Origin of the sequence: Paraniabella ginsengisoli (assembly GCF_022513635.1) — a bacterium.
Taxonomy (GTDB): Bacteria; Bacteroidota; Bacteroidia; order Chitinophagales; family Chitinophagaceae; genus Niabella; species Niabella ginsengisoli.
Genome location: NZ_JAKWBL010000004.1, coordinates 314,155 through 335,006, shown reverse-complemented (window position 1 = coordinate 335,006; position 20,852 = coordinate 314,155). Strand labels below are relative to the sequence as shown.

Below are 20,852 nucleotides of genomic sequence, written 5' to 3'. Positions count from 1 at the left end.
TATATTTCAGTAGTTATAAATAAATATTTTAAAAAAATGAGATCAAATATCTTAACGATTGTCGCAGTGATTTTGCTAAGTCCGCTTTTTGCTTACAGGGGCGCAAAAGAGCCCAAACCGGATATACAAAAAACCGTGCTCTGGCAACAAGGAAAAGGAAAATACAAAAACTATCGAATACCATCCCTTGTTGTTACTAAAAAAGGTACAGTACTTGCTTTTTGTGAGGCCCGTGAAGCGGGTGATACCGGTGACATTGATTTATTAGTAAAGCGATCTAAGGACAATGGTAAAACCTGGAGCGAGGAACTTGTTATTTGGGATGACGAACAAAATACCTGTGGAAACCCTTGCCCTGTTGTGGATGAAGAGACCGGTCGTATCTGGTTAATACTTTCCTGGAATAATGGTAAGGACGGAGAAACTGCTATCATTCACAAAACATCTTTAATGCCTCGAATTCCATTTGCCTGCTATTCTGATGACGATGGCTTAACCTGGTCAAAGCCTGTGCGTATTGATCAATCTACCAGAGACACATCATGGGGTTGGTATGCAACCGGGCCTGGAATTGGCATTCAATTAAAATATGGCACTCATAAAGGGAGGCTCGTAATTCCTGCCAATCATAGTTATGATGACCCCAATGGAAAGGTTAGAAGCGGACCTTACGGTTATGGTGCCCATGTTTTGTATTCAGATGATCACGGTAAGTCCTGGAAAAAGAGTGAATCAATTAAGCCAGGATGTAACGAAAGCCAGGTAACTGAACTTTCTGACGGGACACTTGTAATGAACATGCGGTCATATAATGGAAAATATTCCAGAGCGATAAGTACTAGTAAAGACGGGGTGAAACCTGGAGCGAGATAGAACATGATTATCAGCTGATAGAATCTATATGCCAGGCAAGCATATTAAACTTCGGCCAGTTACAAGGTCGGCAGGCGCATCTGTTTTTAAATCCGGCAGTGCCTGTAGGGAGAACTCATATGACAATTAGGACAAGCTTTGATAATTGTCAGAGTTGGTCGAACAGCAAACTCATTTATGAAGGGCCATCCGGCTATTCCAGCTTAACAAGGCTGCCCAATGGAAGAGTGGGAATATTTTTTGAAGCAGGTGAGAAAAAACCGTATGAGAAAATGATCTTTATTTCATTGTCAACGCAGGAGCTTTTTGCATCAGGTTCTGCAATTAATTACAAGGATATTTGATTAACGTCTGAAGTAAAATAAAGTATAAATGTTTGGAATGCGGTATCTATTTCTGTTGATGCTATTGTTAGGTTGCAGTTTTATCAGAGCGCAAGATATTTCCCAAACGCTTGTTTGGCCTCAGCCCTTACCAGACGATTCGATAAAAGAGCATTTTGTTTATGGGCTTGCAGTAACTAAACAGGGAACAATACTAAGTTTTGCTGAAGCCAGGCTAATCTTAGGCGACGCAAGTCCTCATCATATTGTAATGAAAAGAAGCCTGGATAATGGGGCTAATTGGGAAGCTTCGCAAATAATTATTAAAAGCGAAAATGGAAGTTGTTACGCCAATCCCACTCCAATAGTTGATTCTCTAACCGGTGCTATTTATCTTTTCTTTGCCAGAAACTATGATAATGACTCATCTGATGTTTTTTATATTACAAGTAAAGACGACGGACTCCATTGGTCTGATCCGATAGAAGTGACCCCATTGTTTAAAAATGATCCATACCAAAGAAATTTTCATTTACCCGGTCCCGGTCATGGAATCGCGCTTAGTAATGGCCGCTTACTTCTGCAGGTCTGGCATCGCCATAGCATTAAAATTTCAGGTAGCTCACGCGCTTATGGAGTTTCAACAATCTATAGCGATGATCATGGGAAAACCTGGCTAGCTGGTAATTATGCTCGCCAAACAGACAGTCTGCAAGGTAATGAAAGCCGGCTGCTTGAAATTTCAAATGGAGATGTTATTATGAACGCCAGGCCAGGCAACAGTTCTAAACCGCAAAAAGACTTTTATCAATTAGTAAAGACAATGGCGAAACCTGGGGAACATTTCATGAAAGCACTATGGAAGCTTTTTCACCAGTGGATATGGGCTTTAATAAGATTTCTATTAACTCGAAAATATATTTTCTTGCAAGTTTCCCATCTGGCCCCGGCAGGCGTAATCTTGTACTTTCTATCAGTAATAATGAGGGTAAAACCTGGCAAAAGTCCAGGCTTATTTGTGAAGGAATTGTAAGTTATTCCGACATAGCTATTTTAAAAGACGGTTCTTTATTGATATTATATGGAAAAGGCAATCCAAAACAGGTTATCGCCTGCAGGCTGGATAATGATTGGTTAAAAAACGAGCTTTTATGATGCATAAAATTAGTTAATAGGAATGTTTTTAAAGTATTGGGAGAAATTTTTTTGTCCTACATATTGATCAAATAAATTTAATTTCGCTTTATTAAAATTTTCAATATTTCGTATGCGTAATGAAAACCTAAGTAAAGACATTCAGAGAATAGAAACAGCCACCATGGCTGATAAAGTAGAGTTGCGATTACGAGAATTTTTAAAGAAAAAAGCTTTCAAACCTGGTGATGCATTACCTAAGGAATTAGAACTTGCGGAGGCTTTAAATGTTAGCCGAAATGTTGTACGCGAAGCCCTAAGCCGATTGCGAATGCTGGGTATGATTGAGTCGAAGAAAAAACGTGGGACTATTTTAGCTGAACCAGATGTAATGGGCGGATTTGAGCGGGTAATGGATCCGTTAATACTAGATCAAAAGACGCTGCAAGATCTGTTTGAATTAAGACTGGTGCTTGAGATGGGCCTGGCCGATATTTTATTTGCCCGAATAACCAATAAAGATATTGAAGGCCTTGAGCGCATTGTAGATAAAGAAGTGAATAAAATCCAGCAACCTTTTCGCGTAAAATTTGAAATTGATTTTCATAGTAAATTGTATCAAATGACAGGGAATGATACATTCCTGCGCTTTCAAAATATTTTGCTACCGGTATTTGAATATGTTGTTAAGGAAGAGCAACTGTTAACCGGCAAAGCCAAGGTAGGTAAGGTTACACACCGCGATCTTCTTGAGCTCATCAAGAAAGGAAAGCCCGAAGACTTTAGAAGAGGAATGAAAGAACACCTGTCTCCTCATTTTGCCAGAGTAAATAAAAGGCTTATGTGACGGGGGTATAGTTTCTTTAACGTAGCATCAATACTATTTGAAAAGGATGCAATGAATATGTGGATTTTTTATGAAAAAATCACTGCCCGAAGCGAATTGGGAATATTTTCCTTTATTACATTTGTTCAATTATTTATCGATTTGTTTCAAACTTATACAAAGGCTATGTGTAAGCGAATGGTTTTTAATTCATTAAAAAATTTTAATAGAAAGATGTTCATCGTATTATAGCTCTTTTGATGTGTTTTGCTTAACTTGATCAAAATTTGGCTATATGCTTTGATGCATAAACGAACGTCAAACGATTGCATTAATATTTACAATTATTAATTAAGATGAAAAAATCTCGTCGCACTTTTATCAGGCAGGCTTCTGTAGCCGGTGCCGGTATTTTACTGTCGCAAAACGCTTTTAGTGCTAAAAGCTACAAACGGATAATAGGTTCAAATGATCGGGTTCGGGTTGGGATTGTTGGCTTTTCAGATCGCCACCGCTCTTCACACATGCCCTGCTTTATGAATCATTATAAGGAATTGAATTTTGAAGTTGTAGGCGTTTCTGACATCTGGAAACTGCGCCGCGAACAGGGCGCTGCACAATGGAAAGAAAAAATGCAAAACGATGTAAAGGCGTATCGCAACAACGAAGAATTGTATAATAGTAAAACGGTAGACGCAGTATTTATAAGCACTGCCGATTTTCAGCATGCAGGGCATACAATCGAGGCTGTAAAGGCGGGTTGCGATGCGTATGTAGAAAAGCCATTTGCAGAATCTATGGAAGATAACCGGGCTGCCCTTAAAGCAGTAAAAGAATCTGGCAAAATAATACAGATCGGTTCTCAACGCCGTAGTGGTGCTAACTATCATGCAGCAAATGATTTTATAAAATCAGGAAAGTTTGGCCCCATCACTATGGTGGAACTTACCTGGGATGTAAATCAACCCGGCCGTTGGCGCCGTCCCGAACTGTTAAATGTATTAAAGGAAGAAGATACAGACTGGAAGCGCTTTCTGATGAACAGACCATTCGAAAAATTCGATCCACGTATATATTTAGAGTATCGCTTGTTTTGGCCTTATTCGTCGGGTCTGCCTGGCCAGTGGATGAGCCACCAAATAGATACGGTACATTGGTTTACCGGCTTAAAGCATCCGCGTAGTGTTGTGGCAAACGGAGGTATTTATAAATGGAAAGACGGTCGTCGCAATTGGGATACTATTATGGCCGCCTTTGATTATGGTCCACTTGATGATATGTCAAAAGGATTCCAGGTGACTTTTGGATCACGCATGCATAATGGCGAAGAGCGCCCTACAGAGATTTACTATTCAAATGGTGGAGAACTAAATCTTAACACCAATAAAATATCGCCGGAAGGTGGTCTTACAGAAAAAATGGCGAAAGCTATGAACATGAAAGCCAACCTGCTGCCCGAAATAAGCCTGCCCAATACTGAGCGCGCTGTAGCATCAGCTAATACAGGCGGCGACACACTTACTTCTAATCACGTGCGCAACTGGATGGAATGCGTGCGTAGCAGGAAGCAACCTAATGCCCCGGTTGACGCGGGTTACAGCCACAGCATTGCAAATATTATGACTACAGCAGCAGCACACACCGGCGCAAAAGCAACCTTCGACGAAAAGACGCAGGAAGTAATGGCCGATGGTAAGGTATTTAAATATTAGCCATCACGGTTCTTCATTAAAAAGAGCGGAAGTAAAAACGAGAAATTTTATTGAACCAACAATAAATAAATGGCATCGGTATTGCTACGCTCAGTTCAACTGAAGAATATATGGAATCCTGCATAAACTACGCAAACTCAATTTCTACAAAAACGTGCGAAGAAGTAATCTCTAAATCAATACGAGTTATTTCTATAAAAAAACAAACTACACAACATCGTTAATCAACGAATAAAGAATTAAACTCAGATGATAAATATTAAAACATTTTACAAAATATCAGCCTTTGCAATATTATTACTGGCTGGTTGTGCAACATCAAAAACAAATACACTAATTGGAAAGGAAAAAAATGAAGGATGGAAATTATTGTTTGATGGAAAGACCAGTAACGGCTGGCGTGGCGCCAACATGGCCACTTTCCCAACTGCTGCCAATGGTTGGGTTATAAAAGATGGCCTTATAACCATTCAGGCTTCAGATGGTTCTGAATCGCAAAACGTGGGTGATATTGTTACTGTTGATGAGTATAGCGCATTCGAACTGGTATTTGATTTCAAGCTTACCAAAGGTGCCAATAGCGGCGTGAAATACTTTGTAACACTCAAAGAAAATTCTGGTAAATCCGCCATTGGCCTGGAGTATCAGATACTCGACGATGCTGTTCACCCCGACGCTAAACTGGGCCGCGACGGCAACCGCACAATAGCATCACTTTATGATTTAAAAACATCAAACAAAGCCAATGCTACACGGCCTATAGGCGAATGGAACACCGGGCGTGTAATAGTTTATCCCAACAATCATGTTGAACATTGGCTGAATGGAGTGAAAGTATTAGAGTATGAGCGCAAGTCTCCTGAGTTTCGCGAACTCGTAAAAATCAGTAAATACAAAGTGTGGAAGAATTTTGGCGAGGCAGACAAAGGTCATATTTTATTACAGGATCATGGTAACGAGGTTAGTTATCGTAATATTAAGATCAAGGTATTGAAATAAACATAATTATCAAATGATATAAAGCTCCCCGATCTTTTAAAAATCGGGGAGCTTTGTTTTTTAAGTCCATTAAGATTATCAAAACAGGCTACCAGCCAATTCCGTAGTCTTCGCCATGATTGCTTGATCCACCCCAAAGGCTGCCATGTTTCCAGTCAAAATAAATCGCATTGATGGGTCCGCTGGTCCGGTCGTCAAAACTAAGCGTATAACCCATTTTGCTTAAATCGGCTCGAACCTCTTTTGAAGTGCTGTTGTGAAGTAAGATGTTACCTGGTCTGGGTTTGCGGTCATCAATTTTAGTTCCGCCAAGCGATAACCAGAGCTGATTACTATTGAAGTTAGCAGCTTCTGTTGCTTGCTGTACAGTCATACCAAATTCCACCATGTTCAAAAAGAACTGCAACAGATTTTGCTCTTGTGTATCTCCGCCTTGTACAGCAAATGAAAGAAAAGGTTTTCCATCTTTCATTGCCAAAGATGGGGTTAGTGTAACCCTGGGTCTTTTACCCGGTGCTACAACGTTAAAGGGATTCAGTTCTTCATCCAGTACAAAACTTTGCATGCGTTGGCTCATGCCTATACCTGTATTGCCTGCTACGCATGCAGGCACCCATCCGCCGCTTGGTGTTATTGAAACAACCCATCCTTCTTTATCTGCCGCTTCCACACTTGTTGTCCCTCGCCATAACCGGTCCAAATAAGCATCATCAGTTTTTTGAACATTAGAAGATGTCGTTTGACGAATATCATGCGATGGCATGAAGTTACGCGTAGAACTGTCTTTAGAATATTGTCTCTTCTTTATCAAGTTTAGATAAGGATTTTTTTCCCCTTGAAAAGGATATGGATCGCCGGGTTGTATATTAGGATCATTACGATCAGAATTGATGCGGGAAGCTTGCTGCCGGGCGTATGCTTTACTTAGCAATCCTTCTATCGGCTCAATTGGCGCCATATATGGATCTCCATAATAAAAATCCCGGTCGGCAAAACTAAGGCTCATCGCCTCATAAACAGTATGAATATATTGACTGCTGTTGTAGCCCATTTTTTTAAGATCAAATTGCTCCAATATATTTAGTGCCTGCAATAAAGAAGGGCCTTGCGTCCACGGTTGTAACTTATAAACATCAATGCCCTTATAATTTACGTGTAATGGTTCTTCTTCGATGGGTTTCCATTTTGCAAGATCTTCCATAGTAATAAGACCACCTTGTTCCTGGCATCCACGCACAAATTCTTTTGCAATATCACCCTTGTAAAAGCGATCATAAGCTGCCATAATCGCTTCGCTGCGGGTTTTGTTTTGCTTTAAAGCTGCTTGTTCAGCCTCCACCATTTTAGTAAGAGTGGTTAGCAGCTCTTTTTGAATAAATATTTCACCAGCCTCAGGCGCTTCTCTTTTTCACCTTCATGCGTTAGAAATATTTTTTTACTATAAGGCCATTCCTTAATTTTTTCCTTACCTCGTTCAATGCTATTAGCTGTTTGTGCTTCCATAGGATAACCTGCCGCAAGCTGCATTGCTGGTTCCAATACGTCTTTCAGGCTCATGGTTCCATATGTGGCCAGCATGTAGCAAATGCCGCCCGGTGTACCCGGTGTGGTTGCTGCAAGGGGGCCATATTCCGGAGGAAAGTTATATCCTTTGTTTTTAAAATATGCCGCAGTTGCTCCTGTGGGAGCTACGCCCATAGCATTAATGGCAATTACCTTTTTGGTTTTAGGATTATAGATCAAAGCTTGTGTTTCGCCACCCCAACTTAATACGTCCCACATAGTGCATGTTGCAGCCAGCATGGCACAAGCGGCGTCTACAGCGTTACCGCCTTTTTGAAAAATGCTAGCGCCAGCCGTTGCTGCCAAAGGCTTTCCTGTTATAGCCATCCAGTTTTTGCCATGCAAAGCAGGCTTCTGAGTTTGCTGAGCCGAGACTTTAAGTATTATGAATGTGAGGAAGAGGGTAAGAAGTATGCGGTTCATACAAGAACATTTTATTAAAGATAAAGAATCAGATTAGACACACCCCATTTTGGGTTATTTGATGGTAGAGCCTTAACTCCGAAGAAAATATTGACACCCCTGTAACTTTTTGATTTCTGAAACGTATTTGTTTTTATCAAAGAAGCTGTTTAAACTATTTTTTACCACATTAGAAACATAGATTTTATGATAAACATGAAGCATAAAACACATAAGCTATCGTTTGTTAAAGCTCTGTTCGCCTTCGGCGGATGCTATGCATCCTTAAACGAAGCAAACGCTATGTATCTATGTGTTAAAAAAAATCTAAATAACTTCAAACATTAATGACCCTAAAAGCGAAAGTCGAAATTTTATTTTTGAAGGTACAACCCGAAGAAATAATAATAAATTTGACCTTTGTAGCGTTTTAACTACCAAACTATACGTTTATATGAGGAAATATATACAGCTAACCGTTTTTCTTTTATTGGCTTTTCTATTCCAGTCTTACGGACAAAATGCTTCGATTACAGGATATGTTATTGACAGTAGTATCAATCAGCCGCTTACAAATGCATCTGTAGTACTATTGCAGGCGAAAGATTCATTTATTGTAAAAGACACACGGGCAGCGAAAGATGGAAGGTTTTCTTTCTCTAATCTTTCAGACAGCAGCAATTATATTTTGTTTTTCAGCTATCCAAAATATGTCGATTATTCCCATAAAACAGAAATCAAAGATTGGGCAAAAGGTACAGTAGATATGGGGAACATCAGCCTTATTCAACGAGAAAAATTTCTGGAAGAAGTTATTGTAAAATCCCGCGTAGCGGCTATTAAAATAAAAGGAGATACCACAGAATATCTGGCAGATAGTTTCCGCGTACAACCCAATGCCTCAGTAGAAGATCTGTTAAAACAATTGCCAGGCTTGCAAGTGGATCAGTTTGGAAATATTACAGCGCAGGGACAGAAGGTAAAGAAAGTATTAGTAGATGGTGAAGAATTTTTTAGTGATGATCCTACGTTGGTAACACGCAACCTTCGGGCTGATATGATTGATAAAGTTCAGGTGTATGATAAGAAATCCGATGCGGCTGCTTTCACAGGAATCGAAGATGGAGTAAGGGATAAAACCATCAACCTGAAAATTAAGGAGGATAAGAATAATGGAATCTTCGGTAAGGCCGAAGCTGGCGCGGGAACGGATGAGCGTTATAATGCGCAGGGAATTGTAAATTTCTTTAAAGGAAAAAGGCGAATGTCGGCCTATGCTACAACCAGCAATATCGGACGCATCGGGCTTGGTTCGGCAGATAAAGAAAAGATTGGTGATACCGATGATGGCAGAGAAAACTATAATGGAAAAGGTTTGCCTACAGCAACTTCAGCGGGCGTGCATTATGATAAGAAATGGAACGCAGACAAACAATCTATAAATGGCAATTATAAGTTTAATACAATGGATGTGGAAGGAAATGAGACTACCATTTCTCAAAATAATTTGCCAACCGGGCTTATTCTTAGCAACTCGGTTAGCAACTTTAATAATACCAACACTAGCCATCGTGCCAATGCTAAATACATGCATAAGTTTGACACAACATCCACCGTTACTGTTTATACCGATGGATCTTTTAATAGTAATAAAAATGCTAATATTAGCAATGCTGTAAACCTTAGGGGAGACAGCAGTTTATTGTATGATAATAATAACAACAGCTTTAGCAATTATGATCTGAACAGTTATAATGTGAATGTGAACTGGGAGAAAAAGTTTAAGAAGTATGGAAGAACGATTTCTTTTTATCTGAATAATAATTTCTCTAACGATGCTTCATCGGGCGAAAGCCGCTATGAGAGCAGGTTTTACGACACGGAAAATAATCTGGATAGCACAGCGTCGCTTAATTTAAGAAAGACGATGAATGATGATTGGCGCACTACCAACTTGAATGTCAATTATACAGAACCGCTTTCAACAAAACTTTCTTTGATCATTAATTATACTTTGCATAACGAATCAGCTAATGATGATAAACGTTCTTTTAACCTGACATCGGCTTCGCCAAATATTGTTGATACAGCATTTAGCACCAAAATGAGCACCTCAATTTTAAGCAACCAGGCAGGCGCTTCGTTAAATTATACGGCAAAAAAATGATTATTAAAATTGGAAATAATGTAAAGTTTGTTGATATGGATCTGGAAAGCATTTACAATAATCTCAATGCTCGCAAGCATTTTACTAATCTGAATCCAAATGCTAATTTCAATTATAAATTTAATAATTATAAAGCAATTAACATTAGTTATAACGGCTCGGCCAATAACCCGGAGCGCTCGCAAATGTTGCCGTTTAATTACAATAACACACAAGTAACTACGTTTCTGCCTAACCTTGATCTTCGTAATAGTTTCACCAATAATATCAACGGATATTTTTACGAAAGTAAAATACTCACAAGCGTTTACTATGGAGCAAATGGAGGCTACACGCGCATTTCAAATCCTATTGTTCAATCCATACTTGTAAGCCCGTCGGGTACATACAATTATCAGTATGTAAATATGGAAGGTTATACAAATGGCAATTATTACTTCAATACCTATTATTCCAAAAAATAAAAGGAATAGACTTGCAAACGGGCATGTCTGCAAATTTTAATGGAGGAACTACTTTTAGCCCGATTAATAATGAAGTGAACAAACTAAATTATAATACTTATTCTTTAGCAATTGAAACATTCAAAAGTAAAATGAAAAAGTATAGCATTTACATGGTGGCGCAGGGCGGTTACACAGTAAACAAATCTTCTTTGCAGCCAGATGCTCAGAATAACTATTTCTTTTATACACTCAATCCATCTGTGGATATATATTTTCTTAAAAAATTCCAGCTCCATACTGATGCTAATTATTTATGGCAACAAAAGACACAGGCGTTTAGTGACAATTTTAATCGGACGATATGGAATGGATGGATTGCAAGAACATTTTTAAAGAATGATCAGTTAACAATAAAGTTATCGTGTAATGATATCTTAAATGAAAACAATGGTTATGCCAGAACAGCTACCAATACTTTCTTTTCAGAGAACCGTTTCACAACCATCAAAAGATTTTTTATGATTGGCGCTACGTGGAGTTTTACCAAGTTCAATAATTTGAAGCAATGATGTTGAGTTGACAGAAAAAATAAAAATAAAGAAATGAAGAAATTAGTTTTGACATATATCATCATGTTACTTTTAGCAACAGCCAATGCACAGCATGCCGCATTTGTAAACAGTGGCAAAATAAGGTTTGAACGAAACGTGAACACGTTTGCGGCAATGGGGATTTTTTAAAAGAAACAAAGCAGGTTCCTGAAGATCAGATACCAGCCTTCATGCAAAAATATAGAAGCACTGCTCCTCAATTTTGGAAGGATAGTTTTGATCTTGAATTTGATGCTCAACATAGTCTTTATCAACCGGTAAATCCTGATATTGATTTTTCAAAAACCTTTGCAATACCTGTTGCCTATAAAAATAAAGTGTATAGCAATTTTGAAACAGGAGAAGTGCAAACACTGAAACAGGCCTTTGAAAAATCATTTCTTGTAAAAGATTCCATTAAAAAATAAAATGGAAACTAACGGATGAGACAAGAGAAATTGCAGGCTACCAATGCCATCGTGCTAATGCGTTGTTTTTTGATTCGATTTATGTAGTGGCCTTTTATACCGATGAAATACTTACCAAGGGCGGTCCCGAATCCTTCAATGGCTTGCCGGGTATGATTTTGGGCATTGCAATACCACATCAGCACATTACCATTTTTGCTACAAAGGTTACCGGCTTTGATACCAGCCCTGATAAATGGTCACTTCCCCAACAGGGAAAAAGTACTGCTACAAACAACAAAGAGTTTAATACGATCACTTCTAAAATGCTGAAGGATTTTGGGCTTACGTCTGAGTGGGTTCAGTTCTTTATGGATTTGTAAAATAGGATTAATCTTTCAGTTAACGAGTAAAGAACCACGATTTTAAACCACTTCACTAATAATTTTTTCCTGCTATTATTAGGCTGGTATAATCTTTGGATATAAAAGGTTAATGAGTTTGAAGATAACGTAAGTTATAGCGCTATAAAAAATTGCCCAAGTTCAAACTATTAAGAAATTTATCTAAACCCTAATAGCATGGCATACGAATACGGAATTGAAATATGTAACGATGTGCTAACCTACATATCGCAAAACAGATTTGATCATGCAGTTTCAGAGATAGAAGTTATGGAACCAGAAGATGTGTCTGAAAGCCATTTTTCCGAAATAAGGGAATTACTTATTAAGTATTACTCTCACTCAGACCTTATGGTGGCAGACACGGGAGTTTTGAATGAAGCCACATCTCCTGTCCGATTACAGGATCGGCTGGAAGATTTGTGTTATAGGATTATAACATACAACAAGGAAGGGCTCGTAACCCAACAAACAGCATAACTGCGTTACGCATAGTATTTCTTCACATCAATATGCCTGATCGTTTTTACAACTAGGTTTGAAAAGCATTTGTGCTCAAATAGATAAAGAATATTTTATTTTAGATCATCATTTTTTGTGATGTTATGCAAATGTAATATTGCCATCATCATTTTCATCCAACTTTAAAATGGCTTAATCTATTAGAAAAAGCCATACAACTTAAAAAACAGGGCGTTCATCGAATAGTGCTTAATTCAGTGAAATAGCCGCTTTATTTTTACAACGGTTTAGAGGGCTTAGAGTGGGCTACGGGACCTTTCCAGGCCATCGTTCGCCCCTCTTTTTTATTACTTAAATAGTTGCCGGGTGGTAGAGATATCGCCCCGATAAAAATGAAAATTTCCGAAATTATATCGCAAGCTTCAATTTGTTTTCATTATAACGAAGACAAAAAGTTTAATGTTGAAAATGATAAGCCAAATAGTATGATGCATTACAGTATAGAGCCGTTAGAATGGCAGGAAAATGAATTCATCGCAATCACAAGGACGGCATTGGGCATTTTTAAAATAGATAAATATTCCCTTCAAATAGAATTGATATTTGGTAATTATGATCAAGATTCAGTATTTGGAACCTTTGAATCGGTGGAAGCGGCCAAAGCAAATGTTCAATCAATTTGGGAAGATTTTTTGAAGCTATATTTGAAACCTGGCAATCAAGTTACATCCGGTTAATTTTTAGCAACCTATCTATTTAGAAAAAAGCACTTCGCGATACTTCAGAAAAAGCCTGCTGTTTTTCCTACACTACGCTATTTAAAGGGTTTCGTATAACCATTACCAAAAGCGGCTCACAATAAAACTGCTTTCCACTAATTTTGACCCAACAAATTTTTCAACATGGGTATTACCTGGAATAATTGTTTCTCCTCTAAGCGATATGGAATTGAAAATACTACGCAGGATAGAAGAAGTGATTTTGAGCGGGATTGGGACCGGATCATTTTTTCCAGCCCTTTCAGAAGATTACAAAATAAAACTCAGGTGTTTCCGCTTCCTGAAGAAATTTTTGTACATAACCGACTTACACATTCTTTGGAAGTAGCCAGTGTTGGCCGTTCGTTAGGAGGATTGATTGGAGAAAAAATCGCTGCCTTGCCTGAGGTGAAAGAAAATGTAGATGCAGCAACGTTTTACAACAATGAGCTGAAATATGTTGTTGCGGCGGCCTGCCTGGCCCATGATTTAGGCAACCCTGCATTTGGGCATTCTGGCGAAGATGCGATTTCAAAATATTTCAGACGAAGAGATACAGAGAAGCCAGAGGATGTAGCGTTTAAACAACTCTTTAGTGAAGCGCAATGGAAAGATCTGACAACGTTTGAAGGTAACGCCAACGCTTTGCGAATCCTGACGATGCATCTGAATGGCCGAGCTAGGGGCGGGTTTCGGCTTACCTACAGTACGTTAGGGTCTATCATAAAATATCCATGTGAATCGCTGGCTTCGGGAAGTAAAAGCGAAGTGCATCGAAAAAAGTATGGCTATTTTAATGTAGACGAACAAGTTTTTTTAGATATCACAAAAGAACTAAATATGGTGGCCGAGCAAACTGATCATGCTTTAGTTTACAAACGCCATCCATTTGTATATATAGTTGAAGCGGCGGATGATATTTGTTACAATATTATTGACCTGGAAGACGCGCACCGGCTGGGACTTTTAACTTATGAAGAAGTTCGAGACCATTTTCTTGAAATTATACAATATCAAACCAGCGACCTGGAGCGTGTGAAGAAGATTGCTGAAGATCTTTCTGATGACCCCAATGAAGCGATAGCGTATTTAAGAGCCAAAGCCATCGGTGTATTAATTAGCAAATGTAGCGAAGTGTTCTGGCAGCATCGCGACACTATTCTTTTGGGAACTTTCAATAAAAGCCTGACAGACGCCATTCCCGACATGCAGGAAGCTTTGGAAAAAATCAAACAGGTATCTGTAGAAAAGATTTACAACGCCAAGAAAGTTATTGAGCTGGAAATTGCAGGGTTTCGCATTATGTCCGGCTTGGTGGAAGATTTTGTTACAGCTGCACTAACACCCAAACCCGAACGCGATAAGGAACATAAAAAGCTGTTGGCCTTACTGCCCCAGCAATTTGTATTTGATGAAGCAGGAACACCGTATGAAAAAGTGATGCGCATCCTGGATTTTATTTCCGGAATGACAGACGTATATGCACTGAAACTATACAGAAAACTTCGTGGCATCGACGTTTGACCTGTCATCATTTAATCTGCAACGATTACCTTAACCCCGGTCTTTTCTATTTTAGAAACAGTAGATGGATTGACAGCTTTGTCTGTAATGATATAATCGATCTGATCAAGATTGCATATTTTTCCCAAACCTCTGCGGTCAAATTTGCTACTGTCCGCTAAAACAACGACGGTCTGAGCTAATGCAATCATCTTTTGATTAAGGCTTGATTCCATAATATTTGTAATAGTTAGTCCATGTTCCAGGTCAATTCCATCAACTCCTAAAAAAGAACTCCACAGGAAAGTTCTTCCAAAACCTTTTCGGCAAAGGACCCGGCGGTGGATGAAGAACTCTGATGCACAATGCCTCCCAGTTGTAACACTTCTACATTAGGCCGGTTGCAAAGTTCAAGTGCCACTTTAAGCGCCGGCGTAATAACAATGACTTTTTTTCAGGATATAAAGCGCGCGCTACTTCATACACGGTTGTTCCCGAGCCGATCATGATGGAGTCATTCTGACCAATCATTCCCAATGCTACTTTGGCTATCTTTTTCTTTTCATCAGACTTTATAAATTCTTTTTCATTGATTGGCCTTTCAACAGCATAAGGATTATGCATAGAAGCTCCGCCACGCGTGCGAAACAAAAGCTTTTTTCTTCAAGCAGTTTAAGGTCCTTTCTTACTGTAACACCGCTTACGTTCATTTCCTCTATCAGCTGAGGAATATTCAACTTTCCGTCTTCTTGTAGTTTTTGAAGTATGAGTTGATGTCTTTCGGTAATTGATTTCATCCGCATATTTTTTGGTTTGTCCGCCGCGGCAGACGATTATCTTTTATCAGATGGAACTCCATATACATATTCTAATTGAAAAAATTTAAATGACCGGTTCATCTGTTTATTTGGTTTAAGCAAAAATGGTAACAAATAATCAGAATTTCGAAATCTTCAAAAAACTTTCAGAAAAATTAATATTTAAAACTTACTAAAGACCAGACTTGGCTTTCAAAAGCTTTTTTTAATTAAAAAATGTTTTATTTAGTTAAATAATATTACATTTGGTTTCAATTTGTGATTTAATATATTAAGAAAATCCATTTTGAATTGCCATTTTGAACGATTGCGATTGTGTATTATAGCCATTTATCTAATAATTTGTTTACAGATAGGTAACAATTTGTTTAAATGTGTTTCATTTTTTTGTTTTTAATTCTTCAATAATGAGAATTGAAATAAAATTTAAGAAAAAATTTAATAATTAAGCGAATGAGTAAGCCCCTCACCAGAAACCATCAATCCGATGTTAATTTCTGTTACAAAAAAATGCAGGCCCATTCCCCAAAGAATCCTCACAAAAAACTATGCTTTTATGAGAATTTTCAATCAGAAAAAATCATCGCATTTACAGATGCGTTGTAAAATCCTGTTGTCATTTGCCATTATGATGTTTGCCATAAGCAGCGGCGTATTAGCACAAAATGCAGCAAGAACAATTACCGGCAAAGTAACTGATGAAAAGAGAGCCAGCCCATTGCGGATATTAGCGTTACACTGGATAGCTCTGCTTTGGGAACGACGACCAACTCCGAAGGTTTTTACACCATTACATTTACTCAAAAAGCCGAACGCTTGAATTTTACAGGTGTTGGCTATGCATCACAGAACGCCAGCATTGGAAGCGGATCAGTAATTGATGTTACATTGGACCGTGATGTTGCCAACCTTGGTGAAGTTGTGGTGGTTGGTTATGGTACGCAGAAAAAGATCAACTTAACCGGATCTGTTTCGCAAATAAGCAGCGAACAATTGGAAAGGCGGCCTAATCTTTCTACATCTGCAGCCTTGCAAGGGTTAGCAGCCGGTGTAACGGTAACGCAGCAGACCGGATCGCCCGGCGGAGATGCAGGCCAGATCCGCATTCGCGGTATTAATTCTTTTGGTGGTTCCAATAGCGACCCGTTAGTAATTATTGATGGTGTTGCAGGCTCGATTGATGATATTGATGCAAACCTCATTGAATCAATATCCGTATTAAAAGATGCTGCATCAGCCGCAATTTATGGATCAAGAGCTGCTAACGGTGTGATCCTGATCACAACAAAAAGAGCGAAGGATAAAATGTTGGTATTGTACCGGGGTTATATTGGTCAGCAAAAGCCAACGTCTTTACCAAAAGTTACGGATGGGTTAACGTATATGCGTGTTTTCAATGATGCAAGTATGAATGATAATGGCATCAAAATTTACAGCGATGAAGATATAGAAGCATTTAAAGCCAAGTATGAAGAAGATCCATCCAACTACGACTGGCAGGATGCCATTTTACAGGGAAATGGATTGATGCAAAACCATTTTGTTTCTTTAACAGCAAACAGTGGCATTGTACGCGTTAACCCCTCATTAAGTTATGCCGATCAAAACGGGATCATTAAAAATACCAATTTCAAAAGGTATGCGTTCCGCAACAATATGGACATTACGCCAAACGAAAAGTTCAACATAAAATTTGATATCGCTGTTACGAATAAAAACCGTCAGCAAGTAGCCAGCGAAGGCACTATCTGGAATTACCTGGGAAGGATGCCTACCAATATTCCTATCCGCTATGGTGATCTTTGGTCAGATGGCTGGGTAAAGATCAATCCGGTTGGCTACATTGAAGATGGAGGAAACAGGAAATCAAATAACATAGATTTTTACGGTAACCTTAGCCTGAATTATAAACCCACTAACTGGCTTTCTTTAACCGGAATGGTAGCGCCAAGGTATGTTACAACTAATGTACATTCTTTCACCAAAAGCGTAACGACTTACCTGGAAGATGGCTCTGAGGCAGGCGCCGCCAATACTTTCACAGATTTGACAGAAACCTCGTACAGATATCTTTATGGCACGTATCAATTTTTTGCAACAGCTCAAAAAAGTATTAAAGAACATAACTTAAGCCTGATGGCCGGAACCTCGCGCGAAACATACGATGAGAAATACCTGATGGCCTATCGTCGCGATTTTGTGTATGATGATTATGAAGTAATCGGCGCTGGTGCAGACAATGAAACCAAGGACAACAATGGTTCCCGCGACCAATGGTTGCTGGTGTCAGGCTTTGGCCGTTTAAACTACGATTTTAAAAGCAAGTATTTATTTGAAGCAAACATGCGCTACGACGGTACTTCACGCTTTATTAAAGCCAATCGTTGGGCGGCGTTTCCTTCCTTCTCTGCAGGATGGGTAATTTCCAAAGAATCTTTTATGGAAAGTGTGAGCCCTGTTTTAAGCTTTCTAAAGATCAGAGGCTCGTGGGGTAAACTTGGAAACCAAAACATCGGAAGCTCTTATTATCCTTTTTCTGAAACACTCAATTTGAGTAGCGTTTCTATGGGTGGCATCATTTATCAAATGATAGCACAGTCCAATCTTTCTAACCCTGATCTGCGTTGGGAAGAAACTACCATGAAAGGAATTGGAATTGAAGGTAGTTTATTTAAAAAGTTGTCTTTTACTTACGAATGGTACGATAAAAAAACAGACGGTATTTTGCTGAAATTAAATACATCGCAGCTTACTGGTCTGGGTTCTCCATATCAAAATGCAGCATTGGTGTCTAACAAAGGATGGGAGTTCTCTACAAGATATGATGATCAATGGGGCGACTTTAAGTTGGGCGTTGGTTTTAATTTATCTGACGTGAAAAATAGGATTGTTGATATGAAAGGCCAGACTTCTGGCGCTTTATTACGCCAGCAGGAAGGATATGCCATCAATTCTATTTATGGATATATAGCAGAAGGGTTTTATCAATCGCAAGAAGAGATAGACAACGGCCCGGTGCAGTTTGGTACACTGAAACCCGGAGATGTAAAATATAAAGACATTGCCGGTGAATTCGACGAAAATGGCAATGCAATCCCCGACGGAAATATAACAGATCTTGATAAAGTAATTATAGGAAGCACTATTCCACGTTATACCTATGGCGGCAACCTGGATCTGGGCTGGAAAGGAATTAGTTTAAGCGCTTTTGTACAAGGTGTAGGAAAAGCAGACGGCTATTTAAATGCGCATTATGTTATACCAGCAGCTAACTCAAGTGCTATCAAGCCATGGCAGCTTGATTATTGGAGCGAAGACAACAGGGATGCCGCCCTGCCGCGCGTATCTATTACATCTACCAACAATACGCAAAACTCTACTTTATGGATGAGAAGTACATCATACCTGCGTTTGAAGAACATTCAGTTGGGTTATCAGATTCCGCAACAAATAGTAACTAAAATGGGACTTAAAAATGTTTTTGTTTATGTAAACGGTCAGAACCTTTTAACCAAAACGGATTTTTACGAAGGCTACGATCCTGAGATCAACTACAATGCAGCCGTGTCAGATGGCGTATCGCTTGGAGAAGGTAATTATTATCCACAGGTTAAGACGTTCACATTTGGCATTGACGTAAAATTCTAAAAGGACAAATTTTATCTGACTGTATTAAAAAATAAACTGATGCAACAAGTTAATATAATAAAGAAATTAATAGCAGCTTTACTCATCATAAGTATAGCGCTTCCTTCCTGCGATTTAGATCGCTTACCGCTGAATGGCCCATCTACAGAGACTTTCCCTGCTTCAGAAAAAGAAGCAACAATGGGTTTGTTTGCCGCCTATCAATCCATAAGCCAGCTTGATGCAGCAAGTACGCCCATGTGGCATGTAATGGATAATATCACTGATATCGGATATGCAAGACCGGGTAACAACTATACATCACCTATAACAAGTGCTTTAACAACTGACAATGCCCTGGCTGTAAAACCATGGCAGGTACACTATAAAACTATTGCGCGATGTCATGCTGTATTGGATAAGTTACCTGGCCTGAAAAATGAAATCAGCGAGACTGTATATAATCAATTAGATGCTGAACTGCGTTTTATAAGAGCCTATTGTTACTCGCAGCTTATTGAATTATATGGCGCAGTTCCGCTTATTACGCAAGCTGTTGGTTTAGGTAATTCAAATGTAGAACGTACGCCCAAAGCAGCAATCGAGCAATTTATTTTGGATGAATTAACAGAGATAGCAGAACGCCTTCCTGTTTCCCAGGGGACTTATGGTAATGTAAGAGCATCTAAAGTTGCGGCATACATGTTAAAAGCAAGAGTAGCATTATATTCAAAAAATACCCGTTAGCGGCAGAAGCTGCAAAGACCGCAATTGATTTATCGGCTGGTGTATTTGACCTGACTGAATTTAATCAAAGCATCAACTTTACCGGAAAAAATCATACGGTTGGAGAACCTAATCCAGCCAATATTTTTGGGCATGAAGGATATACAGGAAGTAAAGAGTGGATTTGGGTTGCTGAATATAACAAAGCGATAAGCGGTAATACGCATAATCAACAATATTACGGCGCATCGCGATTGGGCAAAGGTGTTTGTTATTGGGGCCCAACACAGGATCTTATCAATACATTTCAATGTACAGATGGTTTACCTATTACAGAGTCTCCACTTTATGATGCAGCAAAGCCTTTTGACAACCGGGATCCACGATTAGACATGTATTGTGTGCGTCAGAATTCAAGATACCTTGGTTATCAGTTTGAACCCAATACTTCTGTAAAAACGGTAAGTAATTATTGGCCTGTTATAAATGGCCAGTCAGGCACGCCAGGTTCGGTTAGCAACTCGGATGCCTCAAATGCTTACCGATCTTTTAGCGGTTACTTATGGCGCAAACATATTGATATTGCTGATTTTAATTCAACATCAGTAAGTGGCGTGTCAGATATGAATGTTGGGATTTTTCGCTTAGCAGAACTATTACTGATTTATGCTGAAGCAAAGATCGAAGCAAATCAACTTGACAATACAGTTTATGATGCTATCAACCGTGTGCGCCTACGTGCTAAAATGCCAGCACTACCCAACGGCTTAACGCAGGCTCAATTGAGAAAGGCGTTAAGATATGAGCGTAAGATTGAACTGGCCAATGATGGTTTGCGATGGTATGACCTGCGTCGTTGGGATATAGCAAAAACAGTAATGAATGGGGTTATATATTTAAACCGCGATGCAAAATCCTGGACAAAATCAATAATAACAGGATTTGATGAGAGCTATACCCCGATCTACAATCCAACAGAAGCAGCGAAATATTTCACAACGCAGGAGGTTGTTTTTCGTGAGAATAAAGATGAGCTGTGGCCGGTTCCAAAATCCGAGATCGATGCAAGTGATAAACTGACACAGAACCCGGGATACTAAGAAGAATAATAT

Annotated in this window: 22 protein-coding genes and 2 pseudogenes; 19 read left to right on the top strand and 5 right to left on the bottom strand. The window is 39.0% G+C overall.

The window, feature by feature from the left end; translation table 11 throughout:
- Positions 1-36: 36 nt before the first annotated feature.
- The 6 genes and pseudogenes from MKP09_RS18805 to MKP09_RS18785 all read left to right on the top strand — a co-directional run bounded on the left by MKP09_RS18805 (position 37) and on the right by MKP09_RS18785 (position 5,867).
- A complete protein-coding gene (locus tag MKP09_RS18805) occupies positions 37-873 on the top strand; it encodes a sialidase family protein (protein WP_240831845.1) in 837 nt (278 codons plus the stop codon).
- A 372-nt stretch (positions 874-1,245) separates the two neighbouring features.
- Positions 1,246-1,968 (top strand): annotated as a pseudogene (locus MKP09_RS18800) (exo-alpha-sialidase); the annotation flags it as partial.
- Between the two features lie 38 nt (positions 1,969-2,006).
- Entirely contained in the window at positions 2,007-2,351 is a 345-nt protein-coding gene (locus tag MKP09_RS28390; protein WP_394801129.1) for an exo-alpha-sialidase, read from the top strand.
- A 112-nt stretch (positions 2,352-2,463) separates the two neighbouring features.
- Positions 2,464-3,177 carry a FadR/GntR family transcriptional regulator gene (locus MKP09_RS18795; protein WP_240831843.1) on the top strand — a complete coding sequence of 238 codons (714 nt, stop codon included), beginning with the start codon at positions 2,464-2,466 and terminating at the stop codon, positions 3,175-3,177.
- A gap of 335 nt (positions 3,178-3,512) precedes the next feature.
- A complete protein-coding gene (locus tag MKP09_RS18790) occupies positions 3,513-4,868 on the top strand; it encodes a Gfo/Idh/MocA family protein (protein ID WP_240831842.1) in 1,356 nt (451 codons plus the stop codon).
- 249 nt (positions 4,869-5,117) lie between these two features.
- Entirely contained in the window at positions 5,118-5,867 is a 750-nt protein-coding gene (locus MKP09_RS18785) for a 3-keto-disaccharide hydrolase (protein ID WP_240831841.1), read from the top strand.
- 88 nt (positions 5,868-5,955) lie between these two features.
- Here MKP09_RS18785 and MKP09_RS18780 read toward each other — a convergent pair whose 3' ends face one another.
- Both MKP09_RS18780 and MKP09_RS26610 read right to left on the bottom strand, forming a co-directional pair.
- Positions 5,956-7,230 carry a gamma-glutamyltransferase family protein gene (locus MKP09_RS18780; protein WP_490355055.1) on the bottom strand — a complete coding sequence of 425 codons (1,275 nt, stop codon included), beginning with the start codon at positions 7,228-7,230 and terminating at the stop codon, positions 5,956-5,958.
- Positions 7,224-7,853 carry a gamma-glutamyltransferase gene (locus MKP09_RS26610; RefSeq protein WP_262915514.1) on the bottom strand — a complete coding sequence of 210 codons (630 nt, stop codon included), beginning with the start codon at positions 7,851-7,853 and terminating at the stop codon, positions 7,224-7,226. Before MKP09_RS26610 ends, MKP09_RS18780 begins: the two co-directional genes overlap by 7 nt.
- Before the next feature lie 433 nt (positions 7,854-8,286).
- Here MKP09_RS26610 and MKP09_RS18775 point away from each other — a divergent pair, with 433 nt between their 5' ends.
- The 9 genes from MKP09_RS18775 to MKP09_RS18735 all read left to right on the top strand — a co-directional run bounded on the left by MKP09_RS18775 (position 8,287) and on the right by MKP09_RS18735 (position 14,590).
- Positions 8,287-9,999, top strand: coding sequence for a TonB-dependent receptor (locus MKP09_RS18775; protein ID WP_240831840.1), 1,713 nt, complete (start codon positions 8,287-8,289; stop codon positions 9,997-9,999).
- Entirely contained in the window at positions 9,996-10,463 is a 468-nt protein-coding gene (locus MKP09_RS18770) for a hypothetical protein (protein WP_240831839.1), read from the top strand. The genes MKP09_RS18775 and MKP09_RS18770 overlap by 4 nt, the downstream gene beginning before the upstream one ends.
- Before the next feature lie 23 nt (positions 10,464-10,486).
- Positions 10,487-11,014 (top strand): porin family protein, encoded by a 528-nt coding sequence (locus MKP09_RS18765; protein ID WP_240831838.1) that lies wholly within the window; start codon positions 10,487-10,489, stop codon positions 11,012-11,014.
- 33 nt (positions 11,015-11,047) lie between these two features.
- The gene (locus MKP09_RS18760; protein WP_240831837.1) at positions 11,048-11,185 is read left to right on the top strand and encodes a hypothetical protein; all 138 of its coding nucleotides are present in this window, start codon (positions 11,048-11,050) and stop codon (positions 11,183-11,185) included.
- 41 nt (positions 11,186-11,226) lie between these two features.
- Entirely contained in the window at positions 11,227-11,463 is a 237-nt protein-coding gene (locus tag MKP09_RS18755; protein WP_240831836.1) for a hypothetical protein, read from the top strand.
- Positions 11,460-11,825, top strand: coding sequence for a GLPGLI family protein (locus tag MKP09_RS18750; protein WP_317235447.1), 366 nt, complete (start codon positions 11,460-11,462; stop codon positions 11,823-11,825). The genes MKP09_RS18755 and MKP09_RS18750 overlap by 4 nt, the downstream gene beginning before the upstream one ends.
- A 198-nt stretch (positions 11,826-12,023) precedes the next feature.
- Entirely contained in the window at positions 12,024-12,326 is a 303-nt protein-coding gene (locus MKP09_RS18745) for a hypothetical protein (RefSeq protein WP_240831835.1), read from the top strand.
- Between the two features lie 374 nt (positions 12,327-12,700).
- Positions 12,701-13,045, top strand: coding sequence for a hypothetical protein (locus MKP09_RS18740; RefSeq protein WP_240831834.1), 345 nt, complete (start codon positions 12,701-12,703; stop codon positions 13,043-13,045).
- Positions 13,046-13,210: 165 nt separating this feature from the next.
- Positions 13,211-14,590, top strand: a complete 1,380-nt coding sequence (locus MKP09_RS18735) for a deoxyguanosinetriphosphate triphosphohydrolase (RefSeq protein WP_240831833.1) — start codon at positions 13,211-13,213, stop codon at positions 14,588-14,590.
- Between the two features lie 11 nt (positions 14,591-14,601).
- Here MKP09_RS18735 and MKP09_RS27555 read toward each other — a convergent pair.
- The 3 genes and pseudogenes from MKP09_RS27555 to MKP09_RS27545 form a co-directional block, all read right to left on the bottom strand.
- Positions 14,602-14,990 (bottom strand): annotated as a pseudogene (locus MKP09_RS27555) (DeoR/GlpR family DNA-binding transcription regulator).
- Entirely contained in the window at positions 14,957-15,220 is a 264-nt protein-coding gene (locus tag MKP09_RS27550) for a DeoR/GlpR family DNA-binding transcription regulator (RefSeq protein ID WP_317235406.1), read from the bottom strand. The pseudogene MKP09_RS27555 and the gene MKP09_RS27550 overlap by 34 nt, the downstream one beginning before the upstream one ends.
- Entirely contained in the window at positions 15,142-15,366 is a 225-nt protein-coding gene (locus MKP09_RS27545; protein WP_317235405.1) for a DeoR family transcriptional regulator, read from the bottom strand. The genes MKP09_RS27550 and MKP09_RS27545 overlap by 79 nt, the downstream gene beginning before the upstream one ends.
- A gap of 616 nt (positions 15,367-15,982) precedes the next feature.
- On the opposite strand from MKP09_RS27545, the gene MKP09_RS18725 reads away from it, so the two are divergent.
- The 4 genes from MKP09_RS18725 to MKP09_RS18710 are packed head-to-tail and all read left to right on the top strand — an operon-like array spanning position 15,983 to position 20,840.
- Positions 15,983-16,207, top strand: coding sequence for a hypothetical protein (locus MKP09_RS18725; RefSeq protein ID WP_240833385.1), 225 nt, complete (start codon positions 15,983-15,985; stop codon positions 16,205-16,207).
- The gene (locus MKP09_RS18720) at positions 16,141-19,035 is read left to right on the top strand and encodes a SusC/RagA family TonB-linked outer membrane protein (protein ID WP_240831832.1); all 2,895 of its coding nucleotides are present in this window, start codon (positions 16,141-16,143) and stop codon (positions 19,033-19,035) included. Before MKP09_RS18725 ends, MKP09_RS18720 begins: the two co-directional genes overlap by 67 nt.
- 39 nt (positions 19,036-19,074) lie before the next feature.
- Positions 19,075-19,761, top strand: coding sequence for a RagB/SusD family nutrient uptake outer membrane protein (locus MKP09_RS18715; protein WP_240831831.1), 687 nt, complete (start codon positions 19,075-19,077; stop codon positions 19,759-19,761).
- On the top strand, positions 19,713-20,840 hold the full coding sequence (locus MKP09_RS18710) for a RagB/SusD family nutrient uptake outer membrane protein (protein ID WP_317235446.1): 1,128 nt from the start codon (positions 19,713-19,715) through the stop codon (positions 20,838-20,840). Before MKP09_RS18715 ends, MKP09_RS18710 begins: the two co-directional genes overlap by 49 nt.
- Positions 20,841-20,852 lie beyond the last annotated feature (12 nt).

Excerpts from the sequence above, each read along its gene's own strand:
- MKP09_RS18805 (WP_240831845.1), top strand. The coding sequence starts at position 37 with ATGAGATCAAATATCTTAACGATTGTCGCAGTGATTTTGCTAAGTCCG.
- MKP09_RS18795 (WP_240831843.1), top strand. The coding sequence starts at position 2,464 with ATGCGTAATGAAAACCTAAGTAAAGACATTCAGAGAATAGAAACAGCC.
- MKP09_RS18790 (WP_240831842.1), top strand. The coding sequence starts at position 3,513 with ATGAAAAAATCTCGTCGCACTTTTATCAGGCAGGCTTCTGTAGCCGGT.
- MKP09_RS18785 (WP_240831841.1), top strand. The coding sequence starts at position 5,118 with ATGATAAATATTAAAACATTTTACAAAATATCAGCCTTTGCAATATTA.
- MKP09_RS26610 (WP_262915514.1), bottom strand. The coding sequence starts at position 7,853 with ATGAACCGCATACTTCTTACCCTCTTCCTCACATTCATAATACTTAAA.
- MKP09_RS18775 (WP_240831840.1), top strand. The coding sequence starts at position 8,287 with ATGAGGAAATATATACAGCTAACCGTTTTTCTTTTATTGGCTTTTCTA.
- MKP09_RS18770 (WP_240831839.1), top strand. The coding sequence starts at position 9,996 with ATGATTATTAAAATTGGAAATAATGTAAAGTTTGTTGATATGGATCTG.
- MKP09_RS18765 (WP_240831838.1), top strand. The coding sequence starts at position 10,487 with ATGTCTGCAAATTTTAATGGAGGAACTACTTTTAGCCCGATTAATAAT.
- MKP09_RS18760 (WP_240831837.1), top strand. The coding sequence starts at position 11,048 with ATGAAGAAATTAGTTTTGACATATATCATCATGTTACTTTTAGCAACA.
- MKP09_RS18755 (WP_240831836.1), top strand. The coding sequence starts at position 11,227 with ATGCAAAAATATAGAAGCACTGCTCCTCAATTTTGGAAGGATAGTTTT.
- MKP09_RS18745 (WP_240831835.1), top strand. The coding sequence starts at position 12,024 with ATGGCATACGAATACGGAATTGAAATATGTAACGATGTGCTAACCTAC.
- MKP09_RS18740 (WP_240831834.1), top strand. The coding sequence starts at position 12,701 with ATGAAAATTTCCGAAATTATATCGCAAGCTTCAATTTGTTTTCATTAT.
- MKP09_RS18735 (WP_240831833.1), top strand. The coding sequence starts at position 13,211 with ATGGGTATTACCTGGAATAATTGTTTCTCCTCTAAGCGATATGGAATT.
- MKP09_RS27545 (WP_317235405.1), bottom strand. The coding sequence starts at position 15,366 with ATGAAATCAATTACCGAAAGACATCAACTCATACTTCAAAAACTACAA.
- MKP09_RS18725 (WP_240833385.1), top strand. The coding sequence starts at position 15,983 with ATGCGTTGTAAAATCCTGTTGTCATTTGCCATTATGATGTTTGCCATA.
- MKP09_RS18715 (WP_240831831.1), top strand. The coding sequence starts at position 19,075 with ATGCAACAAGTTAATATAATAAAGAAATTAATAGCAGCTTTACTCATC.